General features: G+C 72.7%; 12 protein-coding genes and 2 pseudogenes. 4 read left to right on the top strand and 10 right to left on the bottom strand.

Going from position 1 to position 15883, the window contains the following annotated elements:
• Positions 1 to 47: 47 nt before the first annotated feature.
• From DSM104329_RS29250 to DSM104329_RS26150, 5 genes and pseudogenes are all read right to left on the bottom strand, one after another.
• Positions 48 to 521: pseudogene (locus DSM104329_RS29250) on the bottom strand (GDP-mannose 4,6-dehydratase); the annotation flags it as partial.
• Between the two features lie 978 nt (positions 522 to 1499).
• A pseudogene (locus DSM104329_RS29245) lies at positions 1500 to 2039 on the bottom strand (GDP-mannose 4,6-dehydratase); the annotation flags it as partial.
• Positions 2036 to 3001, bottom strand: a complete 966-nt coding sequence (locus tag DSM104329_RS26160; protein WP_259312806.1) for an NAD-dependent epimerase/dehydratase family protein — start codon at positions 2999 to 3001, stop codon at positions 2036 to 2038. The pseudogene DSM104329_RS29245 and the gene DSM104329_RS26160, both read right to left, overlap by 4 nt.
• Positions 3002 to 3009: 8 nt before the next feature.
• The gene (locus DSM104329_RS26155; RefSeq protein ID WP_259312805.1) at positions 3010 to 4257 is read right to left on the bottom strand and encodes a nucleotide sugar dehydrogenase; all 1248 of its coding nucleotides are present in this window, start codon (positions 4255 to 4257) and stop codon (positions 3010 to 3012) included.
• A 37-nt stretch (positions 4258 to 4294) separates the two neighbouring features.
• Positions 4295 to 5161, bottom strand: coding sequence for a WecB/TagA/CpsF family glycosyltransferase (locus DSM104329_RS26150; protein WP_259312804.1), 867 nt, complete (start codon positions 5159 to 5161; stop codon positions 4295 to 4297).
• A gap of 220 nt (positions 5162 to 5381) precedes the next feature.
• Between DSM104329_RS26150 and DSM104329_RS26145 the strand changes: the two genes are divergently transcribed.
• Positions 5382 to 6806, top strand: a complete 1425-nt coding sequence (locus DSM104329_RS26145; RefSeq protein WP_259312803.1) for a lipopolysaccharide biosynthesis protein — start codon at positions 5382 to 5384, stop codon at positions 6804 to 6806.
• A gap of 37 nt (positions 6807 to 6843) precedes the next feature.
• Here DSM104329_RS26145 and glgP read toward each other — a convergent pair whose 3' ends face one another.
• Together glgP and lhgO are read right to left on the bottom strand one after the other, a co-directional pair.
• Positions 6844 to 8970 carry an alpha-glucan family phosphorylase gene (glgP, locus tag DSM104329_RS26140; protein ID WP_259312802.1) on the bottom strand — a complete coding sequence of 709 codons (2127 nt, stop codon included), beginning with the start codon at positions 8968 to 8970 and terminating at the stop codon, positions 6844 to 6846.
• Positions 8967 to 10181 carry an L-2-hydroxyglutarate oxidase gene (gene lhgO / locus DSM104329_RS26135; RefSeq protein ID WP_259312801.1) on the bottom strand — a complete coding sequence of 405 codons (1215 nt, stop codon included), beginning with the start codon at positions 10179 to 10181 and terminating at the stop codon, positions 8967 to 8969. The genes glgP and lhgO overlap by 4 nt, the downstream gene beginning before the upstream one ends.
• A gap of 29 nt (positions 10182 to 10210) precedes the next feature.
• Here lhgO and DSM104329_RS26130 point away from each other — a divergent pair, with 29 nt between their 5' ends.
• Genes DSM104329_RS26130 through DSM104329_RS26120 form a run of 3 tightly spaced genes read left to right on the top strand, consistent with a single transcriptional unit; the run spans position 10211 to position 13135 of the window.
• Positions 10211 to 11458 (top strand): nucleotide sugar dehydrogenase, encoded by a 1248-nt coding sequence (locus tag DSM104329_RS26130; RefSeq protein WP_259312800.1) that lies wholly within the window; start codon positions 10211 to 10213, stop codon positions 11456 to 11458.
• On the top strand, positions 11455 to 12450 hold the full coding sequence (locus DSM104329_RS26125; protein ID WP_259312799.1) for a Gfo/Idh/MocA family protein: 996 nt from the start codon (positions 11455 to 11457) through the stop codon (positions 12448 to 12450). The genes DSM104329_RS26130 and DSM104329_RS26125 overlap by 4 nt, the downstream gene beginning before the upstream one ends.
• Positions 12443 to 13135, top strand: a complete 693-nt coding sequence (locus DSM104329_RS26120) for an acyltransferase (RefSeq protein WP_259312798.1) — start codon at positions 12443 to 12445, stop codon at positions 13133 to 13135. The genes DSM104329_RS26125 and DSM104329_RS26120 overlap by 8 nt, the downstream gene beginning before the upstream one ends.
• Here DSM104329_RS26120 and DSM104329_RS26115 read toward each other — a convergent pair.
• From DSM104329_RS26115 to DSM104329_RS26105, 3 genes are all read right to left on the bottom strand, one after another.
• Entirely contained in the window at positions 13038 to 13637 is a 600-nt protein-coding gene (locus tag DSM104329_RS26115; protein ID WP_259312797.1) for a zinc metalloprotease, read from the bottom strand. The genes DSM104329_RS26120 and DSM104329_RS26115 overlap by 98 nt on opposite strands.
• Before the next feature lie 139 nt (positions 13638 to 13776).
• Positions 13777 to 14979 carry an NAD-dependent epimerase/dehydratase family protein gene (locus tag DSM104329_RS26110; protein WP_407655950.1) on the bottom strand — a complete coding sequence of 401 codons (1203 nt, stop codon included), beginning with the start codon at positions 14977 to 14979 and terminating at the stop codon, positions 13777 to 13779.
• Positions 14980 to 15070: 91 nt separating this feature from the next.
• The gene (locus tag DSM104329_RS26105; RefSeq protein WP_259312795.1) at positions 15071 to 15874 is read right to left on the bottom strand and encodes a glycosyltransferase family 2 protein; all 804 of its coding nucleotides are present in this window, start codon (positions 15872 to 15874) and stop codon (positions 15071 to 15073) included.
• Between the last annotated feature and the right edge of the window lie 9 nt (positions 15875 to 15883).

The following is a 15883-nucleotide window of genomic DNA, read 5'->3' as shown; positions in this document are numbered from 1 at the left end:
CCTCGCGATCGTGTCCTTCGCCAACCGGTACCCGGCGACCGTCCACGCTAACGGGCCAGCAGCTTCAGGTCGGCATCGACCATCAGCCGGATCAGCTCCTCGAAGCTCGTCCGCGGCTCCCAGCCGAGCTGCTCGCGCGCCTTGGTCGGGTCGCCGATGAGGTGATCGACCTCGGCCGGCCGCACGAACTGCGGGTCGAGGCGCACGTACTGCTCCCAGTCGAGCCCCACGTGATCGAACGCGATCTCCACGCACTGACGCACCGAATGAGACTTGCCGGTCGCGATCACGAAGTCGTCGGCCTCGTCGCGCTGGAGCATGAGCCACATGGCCTCTACGTAGTCCCTCGCGTAGCCCCAGTCGCGCTCGGCGTCGAGGTTGCCCAGCGCGAGGTGGTCGCGCTGCCCGAGCCGGATCGCGGCCGCGTGCCAGGTGATCTTGCGGGTCACGAACTCCAGCCCTCGGCGCGGTGAGTTGTGCACGATCACGCGCCCGACCCCTGCGCAGAAGGCGCCGCTCTCGGTCTCGAGGTCGAACACCCAGTCGTCGTCGGCGACATGCGCATCGACGATCTGCTGGACCTCGGCGGGGTCCTTCGCGAGATGCTGGCCCTTGGCCCCGACCTTCACGGCCGAGTGCAGGTTCAGCTGGTAGTAGGTCGCGCCGTTGCGCTGCTCGGCGTAGACAGATGCCGGCATGCCCTGGTTGTGGAACAGCCAGCAGACGCCTTGGGCGAGCACCGCGCTGTTCGTCTTGACCGACAGGCCCTTGCCCCGCTTGAGCCCGTCGCCGTCGTAGTAGCCGACGAGGAACTCGTACTGCGTCGCTGCATCGGCGTTGAGGATGACCGGCGGAACCTGCTTGAGGCCGGTCGCGGTGTAGAGCTGGTCGCGGAGCCACGCGGCAACCGATGGCGCTCCCGCGAGCTGAACCGCGTGCGTCTCGCCGCCGGTGAAGCCGGAGATGCCCGTGTCCTCCCGGGAGGTGCCGAGAAAGCACCGAGACCAGAGCTGGGCGACATGAGCCCGCAGGAGGGCATCGTTGTTGCGGAAGCTGACCGTCGTGTCGCCCGGGCGGGGCACGTAGCCGTCGGCCGCGAGGTAGCCGAGCAGCTGTGCGAGCTCCTCGGTCACCACGCTCCAGCCGGTCGGCTCAGGCATCGCCTCGGCCAGGGCCAGCCGGTCACCCTGCTTCAACGTGTCGGCCCGCAGGACCTCGCGGTCGCTGTCGAGCATGTGGTGGTGGGCGGTGGTGTCCACCACGCCCGCGCGCGTCTGGGTCGACAGCAGGCGGTGGTCCGGGTCGGTGGCGCGCCGCCGGGTCGCGGTGATCGCGGTGATCGGCGTCCAGTCCTCGCCGTCCCAGACCTCGAGCAGCCCGTCAGGGGTGAACTGCTGGGTGCTGGAACCCTTGCGCCGGAGCTTCACGAGGTCCGTCGGCGTCTTGATGCCGATGACGCCGTTCTCCCGAACGTGCAACGGAGTGGTTGCAGGCACGCATTCGTGATTGAACAAGATTCCCGAAGTGGCGTGGAGGTCGTAGGACTCGCGATAGTTGACCGTGATGAAGTGGCCGTAGGCCTTCGCCACGCCGTACGGAGAGCGGGGGTAGAACGGCGTGCTCTCGGTCTGCGGGACCTCGAGGACCTTGCCGAACATCTCCGAGCTCGACGCCTGGTAGAAGCGCGCGCCGGGGCAGACCTCGCGCATCGCCTCCAGCAGCCGCGTGACGCCGACGCCGGTGAACTCGGCCGTCAGCGTCGGCTGGATCCAGGAGACGGCGACGAACGACATCGCGGCCAGGTTGTAGATCTCGTCCGGGCGCGAGTTGCGCAGCGCGTCGGTGAGCGAGCGGTGGTCGAGCAGGTCGCCCTGGTGCAGGGTGATCCGGTCGCGCAGGTGCTCGATGCGGTCGAACTTCTCCGTCGAGGCCCGGCGCACCATGCCGTGGACCTCGTAGCCCTTCTCCAGCAGCAGCTCGGCCAGATAGGAGCCGTCCTGCCCGGTGATCCCGGTGATCAGCGCACGTCGGTTGCTCATGTCGTCGTCACGTCCATTCGCTTGAGCCACTGCACGGTCTCCTCGATGCCCTCGCGCACCCCGATCCGCGCCTCCCAGCCCAGCAGCGTGCGGGCCTTCTCGACGCTCGGCCAGCGCCGGACCACGTCGACGGGGAACGACGCCAGGTGCTCGAGCTCGAAGTCCTCGGGATCGCGCCCGCACGCCGCCCAGATGACGCGGGCGATCTCGGCGACGGTCATCTCGTCCGCTGCGGAGACGTTGAAGTCCTGGTGCAGCGCGGCGGGGTGGCCGAGCGCGGTCACGATGCCGTCGGCGATGTCGTCGACGTGCGTGAGGGTGCGCGTCTGGGTGCCGTCGCCGAAGATCTGCAGCGGACGCTGGCCCGAGAGCACCTTGCGGATGAGGTCCGGGACCGCGTGGGCGATCCCGGGCTCGTCCTCGGGCATCTCGCCGGGCCCGTAGGCGTTGAACGGCCGGCAGATCGTGTACGGCAGGCCGTGCTCCTCATGGGCGGCGCGGACCCAGACCTCGCCGGCGAGCTTGCTGAAGCCGTAGGCCGAGCGGGGCATCGCCACCTCCCACACGTGGTCCTCCGTCGTGGGGTACTCGGTCGCGCGCTCGAAGACCATCGACGAGCTGACGTAGAGGAACCGCTCGACCCCCGCGTCCAGCGCTGCGCCGATCACGCCGTTGTACAGCGACGCGTTCACGTCGGTGAGCGTGTAGGGGAGCTTGTGGAAGTTCGCGATGCCGCCGACGATCGCGGCGAGGTGCACGACGTGCGAGCAGCCCTCGATCGCCGCGCGCGCCTCGGCGCGGTCGCGCAGGTCGCCCGTATGGACCTCGCAGCCCTCGCGCACCCACTGCGGCGGCGTGCGCTGGTCGGACACGCGCACCTCGTACGCGGGATCTGACAGCAGCCGCCGCACGACCGCCTGACCGATGGTGCCGGCACCGCCGGTGACGAGGACGCGACTCACGGAGGTCGCTACCCGCGCGGGCTCAGCGCCTGGATCTCGGCGGCGTAGGCGAACACCTGCGCGACGCCGAAGCAGTTCCAGGGATCGACGATGAGGGCCCCCTCCCGCGCCTGGGAGCGGATGGCGCGCAGCGCCCCCGGCCCGCAGAACTCCGCGTGGTTGGTCGCCACGACGACGACGTCGGCCGCGTCGACCGCCTCGTCGAACGAGGACGTCGGGGTCTGCACGTGCGGGTCGTGGACGGTGACGTCCGCGAGCTCCCGCTCGAGCAGGCGGATGAGCTTGTGGGCGAGCGAGTCGCGCTCGTCGTCGGTGCCCGCCTTGAAGGCGAGGCCGAGGACGGCGACCTTCTGGCCGCGCAGGCTGCCGATCCGGCGCTTGATGCCCTCGACGAGGAAGCGCGGGACGGTCTCGTTGACGCGGTGGACGGCGAGCAGCATGCCCGGTGCCGGCGACCGCTCTTCGGAGAACGCGAAGTCCTTGCGCAGGCAGGTGCCGGCCGTCAGGCCCGGCTGGGCCATTCCGCCGCGGGGGTAGTCGCGGTTGATGAGGTCGATGACCTCGAAGACGTTCGCGTCGTGCTGCTCGCAGTCCATCATCAGGAGGTTGGGCAGCGCGAAGTGCGCGTAGCGCAGGATGTTCGTCCAGATCTTCGCCAGCTCGGCCTGGACCGCGGTGGTCTGGACGATCGGCGCGCCGAGGATCTCGAACAGCTTGCCCGCGACCTCGCCGGAGCCCTCGCCGACGCCGCCGACGATGCACGGCAGGGTGGAGATCTCCTCGATGAAGCGCCCGGCCGCGATGCGCTCGGGCACGTGGGCGACGAAGACGTCGTCGCCGACCCTGAATCCGCGATGCTTCTCGAGATACCCGGCGACGAAGTCGGTGGTGTCGGGCGCGACGGTCGAGCGCAGCAGGAGCGCGTGGCCCTCGGTCAGCACCGGGAGCAGGTCGTCGAGCGCGGAGCGGATGTCGCGCATGTCGATCTCGACATGGCTGAAGGACGGCGTGCCGAGCGTGATGACGATGTGGCGAGCCTGTGCGGCGTCGCTCACCCGGTCAGAGAGCGGGAGGTCGACCGTGTCGAGCAGCTCCTGGGCGCCGGGCTCCTCGAACGGCATCCGCCGCTCGCCCAGCGCGCGCAGGCGTTCCGGGTCGTTGTCGATGCCGAGAACGCTCAGTCCGCGGGCGGCGAAGCTCAGGGCGAGCGGCAGCCCGACGCGGCCCAGACCCACGATGGAGACGTCGTAGCGCATGCGACTCCTGAGGGTATCGGCGGCCCTGTCCAGGCCCTCAGGCGCGCCGGTGCTCGACCCACTGACGGGCGAACGCGCCGACGAACAGCGGGTTGTAGCGCGCGTAGCGACGCCACAGGCGGCGCGGCTCGTGCATCAGCCGGTAGGCCCACTCGAGACCGCTGGCCTGCATCCAGGCCGGGGCCTGCGGCACGAGCCCGGCGTGGAAGTCGAACGCGGCGCCGACCCCGGCGAGGATCGGCGCGTCGAGGCGGTCGCGCATCTCGGCCATCCACAGCTCCTGCTTGGGCTGGCCGGTGCCGACCCACACGACGTCCGCGCCTGAGCGGTTGACGTCGTCGACGACGAAGGCGGCCTCGTCCTCGGTGAGGGGGCGGAACGGCGGCGAGTAGCCGCCGACGATCTGCAGGCCCGGGTAGCGACGGCGCAGCTCGTTGACGAGCTGGACGAGCGCGCCCTGGTTGCGGCCGCCATAGAGATAGTGGCGGGTGCCGGTGCGCGTGCCGCGCTCGAGGTACTTCGCCATGAGGTCGGGCCCGTAGACGCGGGACGCGCTGCGGTGGCCGAGCGCCTTCTGCGCCCAGACGAGCGGCTGGCCGTCGGGGACGGCGAGCACGTGCGGCTGGCTGATCGCGGCGCGGGTGGCGGCGTTCTCGCGGGCGACCATGACGAGGTGCACGGCCGCGGCGGTGACGACGGCCTTGTCGCGCTCGCGCACGACGGCGTCCATCCAGTCCATCGTGCGGTCGTAGTTCGTCAGCGCGAGGGGGATCCCGACCACGTCGAGCACCCGCGGGCGCAGCGCCTGCGCGTCGCCGGGCGCCTCGGGTGCCCTCGCGCCCGTGCCGGCCGGCGCGCCGTGGACGGGGCGCGGGCGGGGCTCGGGGTCAGGTGAGGAGCGCATGGCGTGCGAAGAGCGTGGCGGACGGGCCGGATGGCTCCCCCACCCAGACGGGCGACCGACCCGAAGGTCGCGGAGTTGCCAGGCGGGACGGACCCTGTGCGCCCGGACACCCTACCTGTGTCGCGCTTCGATCGCCGCTCGCGCAGGACGGCCGCCATCGCCCCGCGCAGGTCGGACGGCGCCCCCGGCCCGCCGCCCACCGAAGTACCGTTGCGCGCCTATGGAGGCCGAGCGCGAGCGCGAGGGCCGGCATGCGGCCCGGGGCGGCGCGCTGCGGGCCGGGGGCTACCTCGCCGGCCAGCTGCTCACCGTCGGGGCGGTCGCGCTGCTGTTCCGCCACCTCGGCGTCGACGACACCGGGCGCTACGTCACCGTCCTCTCGCTCGTCGCGATCGTGCAGGGCCTCACCGACCTCGGCCTCACGACGCTCGGCGTGCGGGAGCTGAGCACCGCCGAGCCGGACGCCCGCCGCCCCCTGCTGGCCGACCTGCTCGGCCTCCGGCTCGCCGCCACCGCCGCAGGCGTCGTCCTCGTCGTCGCGTTCGGCGCGGTCGCCGGCTACGGCGCCACGGTCGTCGCCGGCATCGCGCTCGCGGGCGCGGGCCTGCTGGTCCAGAACGCGGGCGCCACGCTCGGGATGGACCTGCTCGTCCGCCTCCGGGCCGGCCGGATGGCGCTCGCCGACCTCGCCCGCCAGGTCGTCGCGGCCGCGCTGATCATCGCCGGGGTCGCCGCGGGCGCCGGCCTGCTCGTCTTCTTCGCCGTCCTGATCCCCGCCGCGCTCGCCGGGTTCGCCGTCGTGGTCGCGAGCGCCGCCTCGACCCGCGTCGCCCCGAGCCGCACGCCGGGCCGCTGGACGGCGCTCATGCGCCAGACAGTCCCGTTCGCGATCGCCGCGGCGGCGAGCGTCCTCTTCTTCCGCGTCGCCGTGGTCGAGATGTCGCTCATCTCGACCGAGCGCGAGACCGGCCTGTTCGGCGCGTCGTTCCGGGTGATCGAGGTCCTGTCCGCCCTGCCCGCGCTCGCGGTGAGCGCCGCCTACCCGGTGTTCGCCGCGGCTGCGCATGCCGACGACGACGCCCGCCTCGCCCGCGCCGTCGCCCGCACCACCGAGGTGTGTGCGGCCGCGGGCGGTGCGCTCGCCCTCGGCCTCGCGCTCGGCGCCCCCGCGGTCATCGCGGTCATCGCCGGCAGCGACTTCGACGACGCGGTGCCCGTGCTGCGCATCCAGGGTCTCGCGCTGGCCGCCTCGTTCGTCGCCGCGCCCTGGGGCTTCGCCCTCCTGAGCCTTCAGCGCGAACGAACGATGATGTGGCTGAACCTCGCCGGCCTCGCGCTCGCCGCCGCGCTCGCCGCCGTGCTCATCGCGGCCGCGGACGCGAAGGGCGGGGCGCTGGCGACCGTCCTCGGCGAGGCCGGGCTCGCCGTCGCCTTCGCGGTCGCCCTGCACCGCACCCGCCCGAACGCCATCGCCACGGCGCCCGTCATGCTCGCGAAGGTCCTGGGCGCCGGCGCGGTCGGGGCGGCGGCCGCGCTGATCCCGGTCCCGTCCGCCGTCCAGGCCGTGGTCGGCCTGGCCCTCTTCGCCGCCGTCCTGCGCGCCCTCGGCGGGCTGCCGCTGCGCGCGCTCGCGCTCAGAGGATGATCGACCAGACGATGACGCCGCGCACCGCGGCCGGGCGCTACCGCGGGGTGCTCGCGCGGGCCGGATACATCCGCTCGATGTAGTCCTCGAGCATCCGGCCGGCGCCGAACCGCGGTGCGAGCGTGCGCATCGACGCCCGCACGAGCTCGAGCCACCGGTGCGGGATGCCGTCGTCGCCGCGGTCGCAGAACAACGGCCGCACCTCATCGGCGAGCAGCCGGTGCAGCTCGGCGCTGTCGCGGGCGTCCTGGGCGCCGGTGTCCTCCCACACCTCGCCGGGCAGCGCCCAGCCGTTGGAGCCGTCGTAGGCCTCCGCCCACCAGCCGTCGAGCACGCTGAGGTGCAGCCCGCCGTTGACGACGGACTTCATGCCGCTCGTGCCGCTCGCCTCCAGCGGCGGGCGCGGAAGGTTCACCCACACGTCGCAGCCCCCCACGAGGCGCGCCGCCGTGTCGAGGTCGTAGTCCTCCAGGAACGCCACCCGGCCGCTGACGCCCTCGGCGCCGCGCACGGAGAACAGCTCCTGCAGCGAGTGCTTGGCCTCCTCGTCGCGCGGGTGTGCCTTGCCGGCGATCAGCAGCTGCACGGGCGTGTCGCCGGCCAGCAGGGACAGGTTCGCGTCGAGCTGGCCGAGGAGCAGGCCGATCCGCTTGTACGTCGCGACGCGGCGCGCGAACCCGATCGTCAGCGCGTCCGGGTCGAAGTGCGCGGCCGCGCGGGCGTAGTCGAGCGTGTCGCCGCGGGCGAGTCGCTCGCGCACGCTGCGCTCGCGCACGTGGCTGATGAGCGCGGACCGCTGACGGGAGCGGGCGTCCCACAGCTCCTCGTCGGAGATCGCGTCCAGCGCGTCCCACGTGCGCGGGTCGGTCGCCCGCGCCGCCCAGCCCTCGCCGAGATGGCGGTCGAGCAGGTGGCGGATGGGGCCGCCGACCCAGGTCGGCAGGTGCACGCCGTTCGTCACCGACGTGATCGGCACGTCCTCGACCGAGCGGTCGGGCCACAGCCCGTTCCACATGGCGCGCGCGACCTCGCCGTGGCGGGCGCTCACGCCGTTGGCCGCGCGGCTGGTGTGCAGCGCGAACTGGGTGACGCCGAACGGCTCGTGCGGGTCGTCGGGGTTCGTGCGCCCCGTCCGCACGAGTCTCTCGACGCCGAGGCCCATCTCGTCCGCGGCGCGGTGCACCGCGTGCGCCACGTGGTTCGGTCCGTACGTGTCGTTGCCGGCCGGCACCGGCGTGTGCGTCGTGAAGACGGTCCGCGCGCGGGCCGCCGCCATCGCCTCGTCGAGGGAGGCGCCGCCGCGCTGCTCCCGCGCCGCCAGTTCGAGCGCGGCGAACGCCGCGTGGCCCTCGTTGAGGTGCAGGACCGCCGGGTCGATGCCGAGCGCGTCGAGCGCGCGCATCCCGCCGATGCCGAGCACGAGGTACTGCGCCAGGCGCAGCCCCGGGTCGCCGACGTACAGCCGCGCGGTGATCCAGCGCGACACGCCGTCGTTGGCGGGGTGGTCGGTGTCGAGCAGCAGCAGCCGCACGCGGCCGACGCGCACCTCCCAGACCTGCGCGGTGATGTCGCTCTCGCCGACCGGGATGCGCACGGAGAGCGGGCCCCCGTCGGGCGTCGTGATGAGCGCCATCGGCAGCCGGTCGGGGTCGCTGTCGACCCAGGACTCCTGCTGCCAGCCCGTGACGTCGATCCGCTGGCGGAAGTAGCCCTCGCGGTACATCAGGCCGACCGCGACGACCGGCAGCGCGTCGTCGGACGCCTGCTTGAGGATGTCGCCGGCGAGCGCCCCGAGGCCGCCGGAGTAGATCGGCAGCGAGCGGTGGACGCCGTACTCGGCACAGAAGAACGCGACGGTGCCGTCGACGGCCGTCGAGTCCGGCCGGGCGAGGTCGGCCTCGACCGCTGCCGTGAGCTCGCCCATCCGCGCGAGGAACTCGTCGTCGGCCGCGGCCGCCTCGAGCGCCTCGTTGGACGCCTCCAGCAACAGGCGCACCGGGTTCGCCCGGCAGCGCTGCCAGCGTTCGCGGTCGATCGAGGCGAAGAGCTCGTCGCCGCCCGGCATCCACGACCAGCGCATGTTGTACGCCAGCGGGGCCAGCGGACGCAGCGGTTCGGGGAGGCGGGCCGCCAGTGAGGCTGCGGCACGCTCGAGATCGCTCATGTCATCATCCTTCCCACTTCTTCGGCGATGTGACGGCCGATGGCCAGGGCGGACGTCGCGCCCGGTGACGGTGCGTTGCGCACGTGCAGGGCGCGGCCGGTCCGCGAGAAGACGAAGTCGTCGACGAGCCGGCCGTCGCGGCCGAGCGCCTGCGCGCGCACGCCGGCGAAGGCGGGCTCCACGTCGCCGGGCGCCAGCTCGGGCACGAACCGGGCCGCGGCGCGGACGAAGGCGCTCCGGCTGGCCGCGTGGCGCATCTCGACGGTGCCGGTCTGCCACCAGCGACGCGCCATCCGCCAGGTGCCGCGCCAGCGCAGCGTGTCGGCGAGGTCGCGCGGGCGCACCCGGCCGAGGCGGTAGGCGTCGCGCGCCCCGGCCAGCAGCGCGGTCGGGCCGACGAGCACGTCGCCGCTCGTGTGGCGGGTGAGGTGCACGCCGAGGAACGGCAGCGCCGGGTCGGGCACCGGGTAGATCAGCGAGCGCACGAGGTGGCGCCGCTCGGGCACGAGCCGCAGGTAGGCGCCCCGGAACGGCACGATGCGCGGGTCCGTCCCGGCGCCGGCGGCGACCGCCAGTCGGTCCGACCACGCGCCGGCGCAGAACACCGCCTGTCGCGCCTCGAGGTGGCCGCGGGCGTGGCGCAGCACGACGGTGCGCTCGCGCTCCTGGACGGCCTCGACGCCGCAGCCGCAGTGCACGCCGCCGACGTCGGCCGCCAGCGCCCGCGCCACCGCCCCGAAGTCGGCGATCCCGGTGGCGGGCGAGTGCAGCCCGGCGATGCCGGCCGCGTGCGGCTCCAGCTCGCGGATGCCGTCGGCGTCGAGGCGCCGCAGGCCGGGGACGCCGTTGGCCCGCCCCCGGAGCTCGAGCTCCTCGAGTCGGCCGAGCTCCGAGCGATCCGTGGCCACGATCACCTTGCCGCAAGTCTCGTGCGCGACGCCGCGTTGTTCGCAGAACTCGCGCATCTCCTGCGCGCCCTCCACGCACAACCGTGCCTTCAACGATCCGGGGAGGTAGTAGATGCCGGCATGGATCACTCCTGAGTTGTGTCCCGTCTGATGCGTCCCGACCTCCATCTCGCGCTCGAGCACCGCGATGCTGCGCTGCGGGTGCCGGTGCGCCAGCTCGCGCGCGACGGCGAGCCCGACGATGCCCGCGCCGACGACGGCGAGGTCGCAGCGGTCGGGAGGTGGTGTGGCCCAGTCGGTCATGGCGGCCGCGCACGTTACCCTCCGGGCCCATGAGCATCGGCATCGTGGGGCTGGGCTACGTCGGCCTGCCGCTTGCGGTGGCCTTCGCCGAGACCGGTCACGACGTCGTCGGGCTGGATCTCGACCAGCGCAAGGTCGCTGCCATCCGCAACGGCGACTCCTACATCGAGGACATCCCGTCCGACCGCCTGCGGGGCGTCGACGGGCTCATCCGGGCGACGACGCGCTACGCCGACCTCGCCGGCACCGAGGCGATCGTCATCGCCGTGCCCACCCCGCTGACGCGGAACCGCGAGCCGGACCTCGGGCCGCTGCTGGACTCCAGTCGCGCCGTCGCGAGCGTGCTGCAGGCCGGCCAGCTCGTCGTGCTCGAGTCCACGACGTACCCGGGCACGACCCGCGAGCAGCTCGTCCCGCTGCTCGAGGAGTCCGGGCTCGGCGCCGGGCGCGACTTCAACGTCGCGTTCAGCCCCGAGCGCGTCGATCCCGGCCGCACCGACTACACGCTGCGCACCACCCCGAAGGTCGTCGGCGGGTTGACCGAGGCGTGCGGGGATCGCGCCGTCGAGCTGTACGGCCGCGTCTGCGACACCGTCGTGCGCGTGTCGAGCCCGGAGGTGGCCGAGCTGACGAAGCTGCTGGAGAACATCTTCCGCAGCGTGAACATCGCGCTCGTCAACGAGCTGGCGATGCTCACCGACCGCATGGGGATCGACATCTGGGAGGTCGTCGACGCCGCCGCCACCAAGCCCTACGGGTTCATGCGCTTCGAGCCGGGCCCCGGCATGGGCGGCCACTGCCTGCCCGTCGACCCGTTCTACCTGAGCTGGCGCGCGCGCGAGTTCGACATGACGACCGAGTTCATCGAGCTCGCGGGCCGCGTCAACCAGCAGATGCCCTACCACTGCGTGGCGCGCGTCGAGCGCGCGCTCAACGACCAGGCCAAGGCGGTGCGCGGCGCGAAGATCGCCCTGCTCGGCGTGTCCTACAAGGCCGGCGTGGGCGATGTGCGCGAGTCGCCGGCGCTGAAGATCATCGCGCTGCTGCAGGCGCTCGGCGCCGACGTCCACTACCACGACGAGTTCGTGCCCGAGCTGCGCGACGAGGGGTTGCGCGACGAGCCGCTCGACGAGGCGCTCGACGGCGCGGACCTCGTCGTGATCGTCACCGCGCATCCGGGGATCGACCACGCGCGGGTGGCGGCGGGCGTGCCGTCGGTTCTCGACCTGCGCGGCGTCACGCGCGGGGTCGAGGCGCAGAACGTGATCCGCCTGTGAACCTGGGCGTCGTCGGCCTCGGCTACTGGGGCCCGAACCTCGCACGCAACTTCGACGCGCTTCCCGGCTGCGAGCTCACGTGGCTGTGCGACGGCCGCGAGGACGTCCGCGCCCGCTACGAGCCGCTGTACCGGCGCGCGCGGTTCACCGGCGAGCTCGGCGACCTGCTGACCGACGACGCGCTCGACGCGATCGTGCTCGCCACGCCGGTGCCCACCCACGCCGACCTCGCGGTGGAGGTGCTCGAGGCGGGCAAGCACTGCTTCGTCGAGAAGCCGCTGGCGACGCGCGTCGCCGACGCCGAGCGCGCCGTGGCGGCCGCCGAGCGGGCCGGCAAGGTGCTGATGGTCGGCCACCTGCTGCAGTACCACCCGGGCGTCAACAAGCTGCGCGGCCTCGTGCGCTCCGGCGAGCTCGGCGACATCCACTACATCTACGGCAACCGCCTGAACCTCGGCCAGCTGCGTGCCGAGGAGAACGCGCTGTGGTCGCTCGGCGCCCACGACATCTCGGTCGTGCTGCACCTGGCCGGCGACGAGGAGCCCTACGAGTTCTCCGCGCGCGGCGAGAGCTACATGCGCCACGGGATCGAGGACGTCGTGTTCGGCTTCATGCGCTTCCCGTCGGGCCTGTCCGCGCACCTGCACCTGAGCTGGCTGGACCCGCACAAGGAGCGCCGGTTCACGGTCGTCGGGTCCAAGCGGATGGCGACGTTCGACGACATGGACATCGAGCGCAAGGTCACCCTGTACGACAAGGGCTTCGACGAGTCCATCCACTCCTACGGCGAGTACATCATGCGCTCGGGCGACATCTGGAGCCCGCAGGTGCCCAACCACGAGCCCCTGCGGCTCGAGTGCCAGCACTTCCTCGAGTGCATCGCCGAGGGCCGCGCGCCGGTCAGCGACGGCGCCAGCGGGGTACGGGTCGTACGGGTGCTCGAGCGCCTGCAGGAGGAGCTCGATCGATCGCGGAGGGAGCGGCATGGCTGATCCGGTGCTGGGCGACGGCGTGCAGGTCGGCGAGGGCGTCGAATTCGGCTCCGGCGTCGTCGTGCACGCGGGGACGGTCATCGGCGACGGATGCGTGATCGAGGACAACGCCGTCCTCGGCAAGGTCCCGAAGCTCGCGCGCACGAGCGCCGCGGCGGGCCGGGAGCCGCCGCCGCCGCTGGTCCTCGGCGAGCGCGTGACGGTCTGCGCCGGTGCGGTCGTGTTCGCGGGCGCGCGGATCGGCGACCGGGCGATCCTCGGCGACCAGTCCTACGTGCGCGAGCGCACGGTGATCGGCGAGGACACGGTGTGCGGCCGTGGCACCGCGGTCGACAACGACGTGGCGATCGGCGCGCGGTGCCGGATCCAGACGATGGTCTACGTGACCGCGTTCTCGGTCATCGAGGACGACGTGTTCGTCGGGCCGTGCGCGATGACGACCAACGACGACACGATGAGCCGCCACGGGCCCGAGTACGAGCTGCGCGGCGCGACGCTGCGGCGGGCGTGCCGGATCGGCGGCGGGGCGGTCCTGACGCCGGGGGTCGAGGTCGGCGAGGAGGGCTTCGTCGCGGCGGGCGCGCTCGTCACCCGCGACGTGCCGCCGCGCGGAGTGGTGCTCGGCGTGCCCGCGCGCGTGATCCGCGACGTCCCCGAGGACGATCTGCTCGAGCGCTGGCGGTAGGCGCCGGCGCCGCGACCGGCGCCGCGGACGCCGCCGCCGGATCGGCGACCTCCAGGCAGGCCGGCAGCGGGCCGCGGTAGATCGGCGACATGACGTCCGGGCCGTCCGCGGTGTGCGCGCGGCCGGCGAGATGGCCGTACTCGTGGACGAGCACGGTGCAGAAGCGCGCCCAGTCGTAGTCGATGAGCCGGTTGAGGACGATCCGGCACTGGACGTTGAGCTCCGGCGCGTCGTAGGCCGAGCGCGGGTTGGCCCAGGACGAACGGGCGTTGATCGTGGCCGCGTCGACGTCCCAGACGATGTCGATCCGGCCGCCGCAGGGGTCGGTGCCCCATGTGCGTCGCGCGAGGTCCTGCGCGGCGAGCATCGCCGGCGTGCCGACGCCGAAACGCACCTCGGGCGCGGCGCCGGTGTCGTCGCCGGGGGCGGCGGTGGCGGTCGAGGCGCCGGTGAGGGCGAGCGCGACCGCCGCCAGCATCGTGCTGAGCTTCCTGCCATCCATGGCACCCCATGGATCGGCCGGCGGGCGGCGCGGCCGCCGCGCCCGGCGTCAGGAGTGGCCGCATGACCGATCGGGAGCGCCGTTGGCGATGAGCTTCGCCTGGGACGACGCTATTCGCCACGCGCCGCCGGACGGCGGCTCAGCCGGGTATCAGGCGGTCCGCGTCGGCGTCCGCGCGGGCGCGCACCCAGCGCGACCGGCACGGGATGCGCTCGCGGTCGCAGCGGTGCATGTAGCGCTGGGCGACCTCCGTCACCTCGGCGAGCAGGTCGTCCTCGAGCCGGATCGGCTCCAGGCCGAGCTGCAGCAGCTGCGCGTTCTCGGCGAACAGCTCGTTCTGGTCGGCCTCCTTGCGGGGGTTCTCGACCAGGTCGATCTCGGCGCCGGTGATCCGCGAGACGATCTCCGCGAGGTCGATCACGCGATGGACCTCGGTCATCTGGTTGAAGATCCTGACGCGCTCGGCATGCTCGGGCGGGTTCTCGATCGCCAGCTGGATGCAGCGCACGCTGTCCTGGATGTGGATGAACGCGCGGGTCTGCCCGCCGGTCCCGTGAACGGTGAGCGGGTAGCCGATCGCCGCCTGCATGAGGAAGCGGTTGAGCACCGTGCCGTAGTCGCCGTCGTAGTCGAAGCGGTTGATGAGCCGCTCGTCGAGGCGGGTCTCGGCGGTCTGGGTGCCCCAGACGATGCCCTGGTGCAGGTCCGTCACCCGGATCTCGTCGTTCTTGTTGTAGAACGCGAACAGCAGCTGATCCTGGGTCTTCGTCATGTGGTAGACGCTGCCCGGGTTGGCCGGGTACAGGATCTCCTGCTCGATCTCGCCGCCGTCGTCGGCGTCGATGCGCACCCGCAGGTAGCCCTCGGGGATCTTCACGCCGGCCGTGCCGTAGCCGTAGACGCCCATCGTTCCGAGGTGGACGATGTGGGCGTCCAGCTCGGCCTCGACGAGCGCGGCGAGCAGGTTGTGCGTCGCGTTGACGTTGTTGTTGACCGTGTAGCGCTTGTGCCACGAGCTCTTCATCGAGTACGGCGCGGCGCGCTGCTCGGCGAAGTGCACCACGGCGTCCGGGCGCCACGCGCGCAGCAGCGCCAGCAGCTCGGCGTAGTCCTGCGCGACGTCGATGTTGTGGAAGCCCAGCCGCCGGCCCGAGATCTCCTCCCAGGCGGCGATGCGCGTGCTCATCGGGGCGATCGGGGTCAGCGATTCCGCCTCGAGCTCCACGTCGGCCTTGCGCCGCGCCAGGTTGTCGACGACCGCGACGTCGTGCCCGCAGGCCGACAGGTGCAGGGAGGTGGGCCAGCCACAGAAGCCGTCGCCTCCCAAGATCAAGATGCGCAGAAGATCCTCCGGTCCGTGTGTCGACTGACCCCTGAAGTTCCCCGCAGTATGCCTTCGCCACACGGCTTCGCGGCAACTCGGGCCGAAACGTTCACCGGCGACGCTCCCGCCACCAGGTTCCCAGGATCACCCGGGCGTAGCGCGCGCCGTAGAGGAGATTGTGCCCCTTCTTGCTCTCGCCCGCTGCACGCTTGTGCATCACGATGGGACGCTCGGCGATCCGGTAGCCCTGGTAGACGGCCCCGATGAGCAGCTCGGAGGTCTGGTACTGCACCTGGTGCTGGGGCACCGTCGCGGTCACCTCGGCGCGCATCGCCCGGTAGCCGCTGGAGGTGTCGGTGACCTGCGCGCCGGTCAGCAGGCGCACGAGCGCGGCGAAGACGTGCACGCCGGCCTGGCGGAAGCCGTCGTCGGTCTCCGCCCGCCCCAGGACGCGGGAGCCGATGACGAAGTCGGCCTCGTCGCGGACGAGCGGCTCGAGGACCTTCGGCAGTTCGACGGGATCCCACTGGCCGTCGGCGTCGAGCGTGACGATGAAGCGGGCGCCGTGCTCGCGGGCGAGCCGGTAGCCGAGGCGCAGCGCCACGCCGTGCCCGCAGTTGCGCTCGAGGCGGGCGACGTGGACGCCGTGGCCGCGCGACACGTCGCTCGTGCCGTCGGTGCTGCCGTCGTCGACCACGAGCGTGTCGATCGCCAGCCCGTGGGCCTGCGGCGGGATGTCGGTCAGGACGTCGCCGATGCACGGGGCCTCGTTGAGCGCCGCGATGACCACGACCACCGGGCCGAAGCGCAGATCGGGGTAGTCGCGCTCGAAGGCGGCGGCCGCCGACTCGCGCACCGCGGCCGTGGCCGGGCCGAGCGTTCTCGTGCCGCTGTCGCTCGTCCGGATGGCCATCGTCGCGCT

It is taken from the genome of Capillimicrobium parvum, from assembly GCF_021172045.1.
GTDB classification, from domain to species: Bacteria; Actinomycetota; Thermoleophilia; order Solirubrobacterales; family Solirubrobacteraceae; genus Capillimicrobium; species Capillimicrobium parvum.
Note: the sequence above shows the minus strand (reverse complement) of the source record. Positions and strands in the feature narration are given on the sequence as shown.

What these genes read in the sequence shown, in the direction of transcription:
- DSM104329_RS26130 (WP_259312800.1), top strand. Translation starts at nt 10,211, where the DNA reads ATGAGCATCGGCATCGTGGGGCTGGGCTACGTCGGCCTGCCGCTTGCG.
- DSM104329_RS26115 (WP_259312797.1), bottom strand. Translation starts at nt 13,637, where the DNA reads ATGGATGGCAGGAAGCTCAGCACGATGCTGGCGGCGGTCGCGCTCGCC.
- DSM104329_RS26145 (WP_259312803.1), top strand. Translation starts at nt 5,382, where the DNA reads ATGGAGGCCGAGCGCGAGCGCGAGGGCCGGCATGCGGCCCGGGGCGGC.
- lhgO (WP_259312801.1), bottom strand. Translation starts at nt 10,181, where the DNA reads ATGACCGACTGGGCCACACCACCTCCCGACCGCTGCGACCTCGCCGTC.
- DSM104329_RS26150 (WP_259312804.1), bottom strand. Translation starts at nt 5,161, where the DNA reads ATGCGCTCCTCACCTGACCCCGAGCCCCGCCCGCGCCCCGTCCACGGC.
- DSM104329_RS26105 (WP_259312795.1), bottom strand. Translation starts at nt 15,874, where the DNA reads ATGGCCATCCGGACGAGCGACAGCGGCACGAGAACGCTCGGCCCGGCC.
- glgP (WP_259312802.1), bottom strand. Translation starts at nt 8,970, where the DNA reads ATGAGCGATCTCGAGCGTGCCGCAGCCTCACTGGCGGCCCGCCTCCCC.
- DSM104329_RS26155 (WP_259312805.1), bottom strand. Translation starts at nt 4,257, where the DNA reads ATGCGCTACGACGTCTCCATCGTGGGTCTGGGCCGCGTCGGGCTGCCG.
- DSM104329_RS26120 (WP_259312798.1), top strand. Translation starts at nt 12,443, where the DNA reads ATGGCTGATCCGGTGCTGGGCGACGGCGTGCAGGTCGGCGAGGGCGTC.